This is a genomic window from uncultured Draconibacterium sp. (assembly GCF_913060805.1).
Classification (GTDB): Bacteria; Bacteroidota; Bacteroidia; order Bacteroidales; family Prolixibacteraceae; genus Draconibacterium.
The window spans coordinates 80,237-92,172 of record NZ_CAJXTC010000016.1 but is presented as its reverse complement, the minus strand read 5'-3'; the positions used below and the strand labels follow the sequence as shown (position 1 = coordinate 92,172).

The window sequence follows — 11,936 nt, the reverse complement described above, 5'->3', positions numbered from 1 at the left end:
AGATAGAAGGATGGAAATGTTTAGGTTTGGAAATATCGAATATTTATGGGGATTGCTAATAATTCCGCTGTTGACAGTGTTTTTTGTGTGGTCACGTATTTCGCGTCGCCGGGCATTAAAAAAGTTTGGTCAGCAGGAAATTCTGGGCCAACTGATGCCCTACAGCTCAGGCAACCGCCCTGTTGTTAAGTTTATCATACTGATGCTGGCGCTGGCCTTTTTTATTGTTGGAATTGCCCGCCCGCAGTTTGGATCGAAATTAAAAACCGAAAAACGCGAAGGTGTTGAGTTGATGATCGCATTAGACGTGTCGAACAGTATGATGGCCGAAGATATTCAGCCGAACCGTTTGGAACGGGCAAAAAGAGCAATTTCAAGACTGGTAGACCGTTTAAAAGACGACAAGATCGGTTTGATCGTTTTTGCCGGCGATGCCTACACACAGCTGCCGATTACCACCGATTACAATTCAGCAAAACTGTTTTTGAATTCGGTGAATACGCAAATAGTACCGAAACAGGGAACCGCCATTGGAGCGGCCATCGATCTGGCACGAAAATCGTTTACACCAAACGGCGAGGCAAACAAAGCGATTGTAATCATCACCGATGGTGAAAACCATGAAGACGACGCACTGGCATCAGCTAAAGCAGCGTTGGATGAAGGTGCAATTGTGCACACCATTGGAATGGGATTACCATCAGGATCGCCAATTCCGGTGTTTCGCAATGGACAAACGGATTACCTGAAAGACCGCGACGGAAATGTGGTGGTAACAAAGTTGAATGAACAAATGCTGGAGCAAATTGCTGCTACCGGTGGAGGCATTTATGTACGTGCAAATAATGCGCAAGTGGGTTTAAATGCTTTGTTCGACGAAATAAATAAAATGGAAAAACAGGAAATGGAAACGCGCACTTATTCGGAGTACGACGACCAGTTCCAGTATTTCTTTGCAGTGGGATTGTTTTTGCTGTTGTTGGAATTTGTAATTCTTGAACGCAAAAACAAGTATTTGAAGCGGATAAAATTGTTTGGATAGAAGGAGGAGACATGAAGAAGACAATCATATTATCAATCTTAATCGTTTTTTCGGTAACTGTTTTCGGGCAAAACGAACGAAAATTTGTACGTAACGGAAACAAACTGTTTATGGAAGCCGTGCGCGACACCATGAAAGTTGACACCGTAAAATACATTAACGCAGAAACCGAATACCGTAAGGCGTTGGAAAAACGCCCTGATGATTTGAAGTGGAATTACAACCTGGCAGATGCCTTGTACAAACAGCAAAAATTCGAAGATGCTGAAGGTAAATTCAGCGAGCTAGCAGAAAAAATGGAAGAACCGGTGGAGCGTGCACGTGTAAATCACAACCTGGGAAATACGCAACTGATGCAGGAAAAGCTGGATGAAAGTATCGAGTCGTACAAAAAAGCGCTTCGTGAAAATCCGGATGATCTGGAAACAAAATACAACCTGGCCTATGCGCAAATGCTGAAAAAGAAAAAAGAACAGCAACAGCAGCAAAATAAAGATCAGAACAAGGATCAGAATAAAGACCAAAATAAGGACCAGAACAAAGATCAAAACCAGGATAAAAACGATCAGAATAAGGATAAGCAGGATCAAAACAAAGATCAGAATAAGGATCAGCAAGACCAGAATAAAGATCAGAATCAGCAAAATCAGGATCAGAACAAAGACCAAAATAAAGACCAGCAGCAACAGCAACAACCTCAGCAAAATAAAATCTCGAAACAAGATGCTGAGCAACTGTTGCAGGCCTTACAGAACGACGAACGCGACATTCAGGATAAGGTGAAAAAAGCGAAAGCTGCCAAAGCCAAACGTACGCGATCGGAGAAAGAATGGTAGTTGGAACGATTAACGATTAAGGATTAGGGATGAAAGATTAATTATTTGGGATTAATCGGTTACAAAAAGAAGCAATTGAACAAAAACAATAATTTTGTAGGCTTTGATACAATGATGAAGAAACTGGTAATATATATTTTTCTTTTTTGCGCGGCAATTGCAGCCCGGGCCGAACAAACCCGTTTTACCATGTCGGCACCAAGCGCCGTGGAAATGGGCCAACAATTCAGGCTGAGCTTCCAACTTAACGACAGGGGAACAAACTTGCAGCTTCCTCCGGGGTTGAGCGACAATTTCCAGATTTTGATGGGACCAAGCACCGGGCAATCAACAAGCATCCAAACCATTAACGGAAAAACGACTTCGGAGGTAACGTTTTCGTACACCTATATTTTGCGGGCTAAAGCTGAAGGAACTTTCGAAATCCGCCCGGGATCAATCGAGGTGAATGGAAAAGTTTTTGAATCTAACAAGCTATCAATTCAGGTGGTGAAAGCACAGGCGCAACCCAACCAGTCGCAGGGAGGTGCTACGCAGCCACAGCAAGGCACATCGCAAAATGTAGAGCTCGATAAAGACAACCTTTTTGTGCGCGTTGATTTAAGCAAACGAAATGTTTACCGCGGAGAGCAGATTATTGCCACCGTAAAATTGTATGTCAACCCGAATGTACCAATCCATGGTTTTGATGAAGTAAACCTGCCTACTTACGAAGGTTTTTACACCCAGGACATTGATATTCCGCAGCAGATAAATTTCACCCGCGAGGTGTACAACGATAAAATTTACCAGGTAGGAACATTGAAAAAAACCATCCTTTTCCCGCAGCAAAACGGGCGATTGACAATTGAGCCATTTAGCATGGCACTGTTAATTCGTGAGCGGATAAAAGCACGAAGTTTCTTCGATGATTTCTTTGATAATTACCGGACAGTAAGGGCACGTGTTACCAGCGATGCCGTTTCAGTGAATGTTAAAGACCTGCCAACCGAGCCGGCCAACTTTATGGGCGGTGTGGGTAACTTTAATGTTTCGTCGGAAATTAGCAGCACCAATGTTACGACTAACGATGCGGTTACGCTTACCATGAAAATATCGGGTAACGGAAACATCCGTTTGGTACGTTCTCCTGAGTTGGACCTGCCAAGCGATTTTGAAGTTTACGACCCGCGTGCAACCGACAATGTACAAGCCAACGACAATGGCGTTTCGGGAAATAAAACCATTGAATACCTGTTCCAGCCACGTTTTGAGGGCGATTATGAAATTCCACCGATCAGGTTTGCCTACTTTAATCCTTCAACAGGAAAGTATGTAACCAAATCAACCGATGCTTACACGTTGCATGTTGAAAAAGGAACGGAAGAGCAATCGACCACGGTTATCAGTTCTCGACGCAAAGAAGATCTGCAGCTGATCGGACAGGATATTCGCTTTATCAAATCAGGAAAACCGATGTTGCAGGTTAAAGGGCACACGTTCTACGGAAGTACCATCTTTTATTTGATCTACCTGATTACCGCAGTACTGTTTGTAGTGTTGTATTTTGTGTACCGTAAAAAGGCCCGCGAAAACGCCAACATTGCACTGGTACGTAATAAAAAGGCCAACCGCGTTGCCGTAAAACGTTTAAAAGCGGCTGCCGGTTATATGAAACAGAACAACAACGAAGCGTTCCACGAAGCGATTCTAAAAGCTTTCTGGGGCTACTTGAGCGATAAACTGGGAATTCCGGTTGCCGACCTGAACCGCGAAAACGCAGTGGCAAAACTGCAGGATAGAAATGTTGCAGAAGAAGTGATTAAAGACTTTGAAGAAGTTGTTGACCAGTGCGAATTTGCGCGCTATGCTCCTTCGGGAGGATCGGAAGCACGCCATGATTTGTATAAGAAGGCTGAGACCACAATGAGCCGTTTTGAAAAACAAATTAAACGCTAGAACGATGAAGAAGATACTAATATTCATACTACTTATAGCTCCGTTTTTTGTGTTCGCACAGGAAACAAATGAGCAGCTTTGGGAGAAAGCAAACGCTTATTACACCACCGAAGAATACCAGCAGGCCGTTTCTGCTTACGAGCAGATTTTATCCACCGGAGAAGAGTCCGCAAAAGTATATTTCAACCTGGGAAACGCTTATTTTAAAACCGGCGACATTAACAACGCCATTTTAAACTACGAGCGTGCCAAAGTACTGGCTCCGCACGACGAAGACATCGCGTTTAACCTGCAAGTGGCCAACCAGTATGTGGTAACTCAAATTGAAGAATTACCCAAACCGTTTTTCCTGCGCTGGAAAGATTCGGTGATCAATAAATACCCAGCCGATACATGGGCATACATCAGCATTGCGTCGTTTGTATTGTTTCTGTTGCTACTCGGTGCATTTTTCTTCAGCAAAACAGTAGCCATAAAACGTGCCTCATTTTGGATTGGTATTGTCGCCGTTCTCTTGTCGGTATTTGCAGTTTCGCATGCAGCTCAACAAAAAGCCAGGATCAACAACCGGAACACCGCAATCGTTTTTTGTCCGCGTGTAACAGTAAAAAGTTCGCCCAGCGAAACCGGCACCGACCTGTTCCTGATCTACGAAGGATTAAAACTGGAAATTACCGATCAGCTGGACAGCTGGACTGAAATTAAACTGGCCGACGGCAACCAGGGATGGCTCCCCGATTCTTGCATTGTGAGAATTTAGCATTTATCCTTTATTACTATCCCCCATTACTTTAACTCATCTGTAAGTAAACAAAACAGTATTATTCTGCGTTGTTAAGTTACGAATAATACGCATATACTTTATTTTTAGAAGTACCTGAATTATCAGACTGTTGAGATTTTAGTGCATTGCGATTTTGTTAGTAGGTTACACTAGTAATGAACATGAAACCAGAATGTATATGAGATTGTACAACGCCTGTTCAATAAAGATTTCGAAGGTTGTAACAGCCAGTTACAGCACCTCCTTTTCATATGCAACCAGTTTGTTGAGTAAAGAACATCGGGATGCTATTTACAGCATTTACGGTTTTGTCAGGTTGGCCGATGAAATAGTGGATACCTTTCATCAAAACGACAAAGCTTATCTGCTCAATAAATTCGAAGAAGATTTTAAAGATGCCATGAAACGTGGAATCAGTCTTAATCCGGTTCTTCAGGCGTTTCAGTATACCGTAAAAAAATACAATATCTCGCTGGATCATGTTGATGCTTTTCTCACCAGCATGCGATACGACCTGGAGAAAAAAGAATATAAAACAAAGTTGGAGGCCAACCAGTACATTTACGGTTCGGCCGATGTGGTTGGATTGATGTGTTTGAAAGTATTTTGTGATGGCGATCAGGAAAAGTTCGACGAGCTCGTAACACCAGCCATGAAACTGGGCTCTGCTTTTCAGAAAGTAAACTTTTTGCGCGACCTGCGTGAAGACACCGAAACTCTGGGCCGAAATTACTTCTCGGAATTAAGCAGCAAAGAATTTTGCGACGAAGAAAAGAAGCGCATCATAAAAGATATTGAAGCCGATTTTGAAACTGCTTACGAAGGTATTAGAAAGCTGCCCGGAAAATCGAAACTGGCCGTTCTGCTGGCGTATTATTATTACCGTTTATTGCTAAATAAGTTAAAGGAAACACCGGCTTCGGTAATTATGCAAAACAGGGTGCGAATTCCGAACTACAAAAAAATGCTGATCATGGTAAAAGCAAAAACACTTTATAATCTCAGATTGGTATGACGAACAACAATAAAATAGATAAAGTAATTCTGGTTGACGAAAATGACAGGGTTTTAGGCGAAATGGAAAAAATGGAGGCGCATGTTAAAGGATTGCTCCACCGGGCCATTTCCGTTTTTATCGTCAATTCGAAAGGCGAATGGCTGATTCATCAGCGGGCTTTTAATAAATACCATTCCAACGGACTTTGGACCAACACCTGTTGCAGTCACCCTTATCCTGAAGAAACCAGTTTTGATGCGGCAAACCGCAGATTAATGGAAGAGATGGGCATGAAAGCGCCGTTGCAGGAAATATTTGCTTTCACCTACAAAGAAGCGTTGGATAACCAATTGACGGAACACGAACTCGACCGTGTTTTTATTGGTTTTAGCGATGACAAACCGGAGCCAAATGCCAATGAAGTTTCCAGTTGGAAATACATCGATTTCGGTGAATTGAAAAAGGATGTAAAGAACAATCCGGAGAACTACACCGTTTGGTTTAAAAAGATTTACGAACGCGTTGAAGAACATTTAAAAGTAAAAACGTGAATATACTAATTGCCATAGCAGCCTTTTGTTTTATGGAGTTCGTAGCCTGGTCGAACCACAAATTTGTTATGCATGGCTTTTTATGGAAATGGCACCGCGATCATCATGTAAACGACCATAAAAAAAATGCATCGCAAACCGAGTTGTACAAACCCGGTTTTGAAAAAAACGACTATTTTTTTCTCGTTTATGCCATTCCCGCAATCGCTGTCCTCCTCGTTGGTTTATTCTTTCATATTTCAGCCCTAATTGCATTGGGCATTGGAATCAGTTTATACGGCCTCACCTATTTTGCCATTCACGATGTAATGATACACCAGCGACTGAACATTCCATTTTTAACCCACACAAAAAATAAATACCTCAGGGCAGTGCGCGAGGCACACCTGGCACACCATCGCGGAAAAAACGTTCGCGATTTTGACAACTATGGATTACTAATCTTTCAATTTCGTTTTTTAAAGAAATAAATGTCATTGTACCTTATACTACTTACGGCTTCCGGCGCAGTGCCTTTGCTGCTCAGTTTCGATAAACGACTGCAGTTTTACAAACAGTGGAAAACTATTTTTCCTTCCATTCTACTGGTGGCTTTGGTGTATATCATTTTCGATGTGAATTTTACGAACCGGGGAATTTGGGGCTTCAACCCGGAATATCTCTCCGGCATTTATTTATTCTCTCTTCCGTTGGAGGAAATCCTGTTTTTCGTGGTTATCCCTTACGCCAGCATTTTCCTGCACGAATCCATCCGGGAATATTTTCCAAAGTTAGAATTACCAAAGTCGTTAAATAAAGGATTGCTAACAGCTCTTATCGCTTTGAGTGTGCTGATCGCTGTTTTTAATACCGATAAAAGCTACACATTTTACATTTCACTAAAACTGGCGGTTGCTTTGTTGCTGGCCTTGCTTTTAGGAAGCCGAATTCCACGTTCGTTCTTTATCACTTTCCTGGTCATTCTTGTTCCGTTTCTTATCGTAAACGGAATTTTAACCGGATCGTATATCGACGGAGAAGTGGTGTGGTACAACAACGACGAAAATCTGGGATTACGGATTTTTACTATTCCCGTTGAAGATTTTGCTTACGCGTTCAGCATGATTTTATACAACATGTTGCTAATTGAACAGTTAAAGAAATTCGCTAAAAAATGATTGGCACAAAAAACATAGCAAATTCAATCCAGGCAAACTACCGGTACTTTGTTCTGTTTCTAATCATTTTCTATGCAGTAGGATTTGCCGGTCTTTCTATTCCTGCTACCCACTCGTTTTTTGTGCATTTAACACCTTTTGCATTATTACTAAGCTCTTTTATTGTGGCCTTGTTTCACAGCAAATTTTCGGCTAAGACAATACTGGTTTTCGTTTTTATTTATGCTGCCAGCTTTATTGTTGAACTAATTGGAGTAAACACCGGAGCTATTTTTGGCAGCTACAATTACGGTCACGGTTTGGGCATAAAACTTTTTAATACGCCACTTATTATCGGGTTGAACTGGCTGCTGCTCGTTTATGTGTCTAACTCGGTAATGGAAAGAACCAACTGGAACCCGATATTTAAAGTTTTGGGTGCTTCGTTTTTATTACTGGCTTACGATGTGCTTTTGGAACAAGTGGCGCCGAACCTTTCCATGTGGAAGTTTAACGAATCAGCAGTTCCGGTGCAAAACTACGTGGCCTGGTTTCTTTTAGCCTTGCTTTTTTCAGTGGTCATCAAGCTGCTGAAAATAAATACAAAAAACAGGATAGCGCCTGTTGTTTTTGGAATTCAGGCTTTATTTTTTGCTGCCTTACTTTTAACTTTAAACTAGAACTTTGATCATAAAAGCAAAACATAATTTTGTCCTCGACCCGTTTTTCAGGTACTACGTACTGTGGAAAATGAAACGACATTTTCAGTCGTTTACCATTAATGGCGTGGTACAGGACAAAAGCTTGCCAATTCTTTTGATTTGCAACCACGTAAGTTGGTGGGATGGCATTTGGACGTTATATGTAAATCAGCAACTTTTTAAACGCAAATACCACTTTATGATGCTGGAAGAAGAGCTCCGAAAAAACTGGTTTTTCCAATATACCGGCGGCTTTTCCATTAAAAAACAATCGAAATCAGTTTTTGAAACCTTTAATTACACAGCGGAATTATTATCGGATGAACGAAACATGGTTTTGCTGTTTCCACAGGGTAACATAAAAAGCATCTACCAAAACAAATTTGTATTTGAGAAGGGAATTGAAAAGATATTGCAGCGCACAAAAAATGATATCCAGATCATTTTTCAAGCCAACCTCATCGATTATTTTGCCGATGCGAAACCCAATGCTTTTTTCAACCTGCATAACTACAGCGGTGCATGGAATAGTACTGAAATAGAAAACGCATACAACACCTTTTACAAACAGTGCCTGGAAGCACAAGCCAAAAAAGAAATTTAACATGATAATTGCGGCATGGATCATATTCATTTTTACGGCAATACAATTTGGAGTTGTTTTGCTGAATGCAATTTTCAGGCAACCACTTCCCCCATGCCCAAACGATTTTAACCCGCTGGTCTCCATTCTTATTCCGGCGCGCAACGAAGAACAAAACATTGGCCGTTTACTCACGGATATCCAACAACAGGAGTGGCAAAATTTTGAGGTCTTGGTTTTTAACGATCAATCGACCGATAAAACCGCAGAGATTGTGGAATTGTTCTCAAAAACCGATCAACGTTTTCAGCTTTTAAATTCCGACGGACTTCCTGACGGTTGGCTGGGAAAAAACTATGGTTGTTACCAACTGGCCCAAAAAGCAAAAGGAACTTACTTTTTGTTTCTGGATGCCGATGTACGAATTTCGGGAACTATCATTGCCGGAACAATTGCCAAAGTGCAACAACACCAACTTGGTTTGCTCTCCATTTTCCCCAAACAAATGATGCGCAGCTGGGGCGAATATTTGACGGTTCCGAATATGAATTTCATTCTGCTAAGCTTGCTGCCTTTGGTTTTTGTCAGGCTCCTGCCCTTTTCATCGATGGCAGCTGCAAACGGGCAATTTATGCTCTTCGATGCAAAAACATACCGAGAAAGACAACCGCACCAAACTTTTCGGGATAATAAAGTGGAAGACATTTCAATTGCGCAATCCTTTAAAAAGGATAAAATCCGAATTGCATGTTTAGCGGGCAATCCTTCAATTTCCTGCCGAATGTACAGTTCATTCAGCGACGCCGTTAATGGTTTCTCCAAAAACGTAATTATGTTTTTTGGAAACTCAGGAATATTGGCTGTACTCTTTTGGCTGATCACCACGCTGGGATTTATTCCGGTGCTTATCGCTTTACCAAAAGCAGTTGTGCTAGCCTATTTTTTAATGCTGTTAACCATTCGCGTTTTAATTAGTATTGTCAGTTATCAAAATCCGTTAAAAACCTTGCTACTGGCCATTCCTCAACAAGTGGTGCTGGGTATTTTCATTATAAAAGCATTTCTCAACAAATCAAAAAAAGCCTACCAATGGAAAGGAAGAACAATATCATAATCACACTGTTTTTGGTCCTTTTCCTTTCGGCAGGTGCTTTTGCTTCCACCAAGGAAAAAATATATCAGGCCTACATTGGCAACCACATGGATGATTGGAAAACCATTATCGACAGCCTGGAGCAAAACAAAACAGAAAGTACCGACTTCATAAGCGAACTGGTCAACTACCAGTACGGTTACATTGGTTATTGTTTGGGAGCCGACAAGGAAAAAGAAGCCAAAAACTATCTTGACCTGGCCGAACAAAACCTGGAGACACTGGTGGAAAACAATTTTAACCCTGCCCTTATAAATGCTTACAAAGCGGCTTTCTGGGGATTTAAAATTGGCCTGTCGCCCATAAAAGCGCCAATTTACGGACGGCGCAGCATAAAACACGCCGACCTGTCGCTGGAACAAAACAACAAACTGCCCTTTGCCCACGTGCAATATGGCAACGCCTATTTTTATATGCCGGCAGTTTTTGGCGGATCGAAAGAAGTGGCCATCGAACATTTTTTGATTGCCATTGAACAAATGGAGGCCTCGCCCGAAAAAATAAAAAACGACTGGAATTACCTGAGTTTACTGAGTTTAACCGGGCAGTCGTACGTAGAATTGAACGAATATGGCAAAGCGCAGTTTATATACGAAAAAGCGTTAGAATTTGAACCCGATTTTAAATGGATTAAAGACGAACTTTATCCTGACTTAAAAACAAAACTGACAGAAGAATGAAGAAAAAGGTTTTGATAGTAGGTGCCGGCATCGGTGGATTAGCCACAGCAATCCGCCTGGTAAAAAACGGTTACGAAGTTGAGATTCTGGAGAAGAACGAACAGGCCGGCGGAAGGCTAAACCAGATTAAAAAGGATGGTTTTACTTTCGATACCGGTCCCAGTTTTTTCAGCATGTCGTACGAATTTGAGGAGTTTGCGAAAGAGTGTGGCATTCAGCTTCCATTTGAATATGTGGAACTGGATCCGCTGTACACAGTAAATTTCAGAGGCGACGACAAAACCTATTTCCTTAACAAAAACATTGATAAACTGGCCGAACAGTTTGCCGATATCGAACCTGATTTTAAAGAAAAGTTTGAACGCTACATGGACAAAGCCGGTGCTCTTTTCCACGACACCGTTGACATTGTGATCAAACAAAACTTCGACTCGTTGGCAGGTTATGTATGGGCATTAATGCGTGTAAATCCGGTGCATATTCCGGTATTGTTCAAAAGTTTCTGGAACCATGTTACCACATATTTTTCCTCATCGCAGGCTCAACAGATTATTTCGCTGGTGGCCTTTTTCCTGGGGCGCACTCCTTTTGACACCATGGGAATTTACAGCCTGCTTTCCTACACCGAATTCAAACACGACGGCTACTACAACGTAAAAGGCGGGATGTATAAAATCGTTGAAGGTTTTGTGGATATACTCAAAAAGGAAAACGTAAAAATCCATTACAACACCGAGATAAAAGGATTCACCGAAGACAATGGCAAACTTCAATCGTTGACAGACCAAAACGGCAAATCGTGGTCGGCCGACAGTTACCTGATCAATTCTGATGCGGCGTGGTTCCGTGGAAATATTTTTAAGCGCCCCGCTTACGCTCCCAAAAAGCTCGACAAAATGAGCTGGACAATGGGCTACCTAACCTTTTACATCGGGCTGAAATGCAAACTGCCACAGGTAAATCATCACAACTACTACCTGGGAACGAATTATAAAGACTATGCCGAGAATGTGATGAAGAATCCGGGAACCTTGCAAAAGCCCTATTATTATGTAAATGTATTATCAAAGCATAATAACAATTGTGCTCCCGAAGGTTGCGAAAGCCTGTTTTTTGTGTGCCCGGTACCCAACCTCTATTTCAAACAAGACTGGTCGGATAAAGACCAGGTCGTTGACAGCATCATTGAAGATTTCTCGGAAAGGATCGGAACCGATATTAAAGACGAAATTGTTTCGCGGACTATTTACACGCCGCAGGTTTGGCAAAACCGCTTTAATCTACACCGTGGTGCCGGACTCGGTCTTTCGCACAATATGAACCAAATTGGCATCATGCGACCACGTAATGTCGACGAGAAATACAAGAACGTTTTCTACGTTGGTGCATCAACCGTTCCCGGAGCCGGAATACCGATGGCTATAATCAGCTCTAAGCTAGCCTTTAAGCGTATTCAGCAACATGTTTCATAACATAACAATACGTGGAATTGGGGGATGAAACAAATCACCCAACCAACAACCTGAATATCAGTA

General features: G+C 41.8%; 13 protein-coding genes. All 13 read left to right on the top strand.

Annotated features, from left to right (window positions below; translation table 11 throughout):
• Nucleotides 1-10 precede the first annotated feature (10 nt).
• The 13 genes from QZ576_RS11595 (at nucleotide 11) to QZ576_RS11535 (ending at nucleotide 11,873) form a co-directional block, all read left to right on the top strand.
• Nucleotides 11-1,042, top strand: coding sequence for a VWA domain-containing protein (locus QZ576_RS11595; protein ID WP_297097294.1), 1,032 nt, complete (start codon nucleotides 11-13; stop codon nucleotides 1,040-1,042).
• 11 nt (nucleotides 1,043-1,053) lie between these two features.
• Nucleotides 1,054-1,878: a tetratricopeptide repeat protein gene (locus tag QZ576_RS11590; RefSeq protein ID WP_297097291.1), complete on the top strand. Its 825-nt coding sequence runs from the start codon at nucleotides 1,054-1,056 to the stop codon at nucleotides 1,876-1,878.
• A gap of 75 nt (nucleotides 1,879-1,953) precedes the next feature.
• Nucleotides 1,954-3,816 (top strand): BatD family protein, encoded by a 1,863-nt coding sequence (locus tag QZ576_RS11585; protein WP_297097289.1) that lies wholly within the window; start codon nucleotides 1,954-1,956, stop codon nucleotides 3,814-3,816.
• A gap of 4 nt (nucleotides 3,817-3,820) precedes the next feature.
• Entirely contained in the window at nucleotides 3,821-4,576 is a 756-nt protein-coding gene (locus QZ576_RS11580; RefSeq protein WP_297097287.1) for a tetratricopeptide repeat protein, read from the top strand.
• Nucleotides 4,577-4,778: 202 nt separating this feature from the next.
• Nucleotides 4,779-5,615, top strand: a complete 837-nt coding sequence (locus tag QZ576_RS11575; RefSeq protein WP_297097285.1) for a phytoene/squalene synthase family protein — start codon at nucleotides 4,779-4,781, stop codon at nucleotides 5,613-5,615.
• Nucleotides 5,612-6,148, top strand: a complete 537-nt coding sequence (gene idi / locus QZ576_RS11570) for an isopentenyl-diphosphate Delta-isomerase (RefSeq protein WP_297097283.1) — start codon at nucleotides 5,612-5,614, stop codon at nucleotides 6,146-6,148. The genes QZ576_RS11575 and idi overlap by 4 nt, the downstream gene beginning before the upstream one ends.
• Nucleotides 6,145-6,618 (top strand): sterol desaturase family protein, encoded by a 474-nt coding sequence (locus QZ576_RS11565; RefSeq protein WP_297097281.1) that lies wholly within the window; start codon nucleotides 6,145-6,147, stop codon nucleotides 6,616-6,618. Before idi ends, QZ576_RS11565 begins: the two co-directional genes overlap by 4 nt.
• Nucleotides 6,619-7,305: a lycopene cyclase domain-containing protein gene (locus QZ576_RS11560; protein WP_297097279.1), complete on the top strand. Its 687-nt coding sequence runs from the start codon at nucleotides 6,619-6,621 to the stop codon at nucleotides 7,303-7,305. It abuts the gene before it with no gap.
• Nucleotides 7,302-7,964: a carotenoid biosynthesis protein gene (locus QZ576_RS11555; RefSeq protein WP_297097277.1), complete on the top strand. Its 663-nt coding sequence runs from the start codon at nucleotides 7,302-7,304 to the stop codon at nucleotides 7,962-7,964. Before QZ576_RS11560 ends, QZ576_RS11555 begins: the two co-directional genes overlap by 4 nt.
• Nucleotides 7,965-7,968: 4 nt before the next feature.
• Complete coding sequence (locus QZ576_RS11550) at nucleotides 7,969-8,589, top strand: 1-acyl-sn-glycerol-3-phosphate acyltransferase (protein WP_297097275.1); 621 nt, start codon at nucleotides 7,969-7,971, stop codon at nucleotides 8,587-8,589.
• Nucleotide 8,590: 1 nt separating this feature from the next.
• Nucleotides 8,591-9,682 (top strand): glycosyltransferase family 2 protein, encoded by a 1,092-nt coding sequence (locus tag QZ576_RS11545; RefSeq protein ID WP_297097273.1) that lies wholly within the window; start codon nucleotides 8,591-8,593, stop codon nucleotides 9,680-9,682.
• Nucleotides 9,658-10,401: a hypothetical protein gene (locus QZ576_RS11540; RefSeq protein ID WP_297097271.1), complete on the top strand. Its 744-nt coding sequence runs from the start codon at nucleotides 9,658-9,660 to the stop codon at nucleotides 10,399-10,401. The genes QZ576_RS11545 and QZ576_RS11540 overlap by 25 nt, the downstream gene beginning before the upstream one ends.
• Complete coding sequence (locus QZ576_RS11535; RefSeq protein WP_297097269.1) at nucleotides 10,398-11,873, top strand: NAD(P)/FAD-dependent oxidoreductase; 1,476 nt, start codon at nucleotides 10,398-10,400, stop codon at nucleotides 11,871-11,873. The genes QZ576_RS11540 and QZ576_RS11535 overlap by 4 nt, the downstream gene beginning before the upstream one ends.
• Nucleotides 11,874-11,936: the final 63 nt, after the last annotated feature.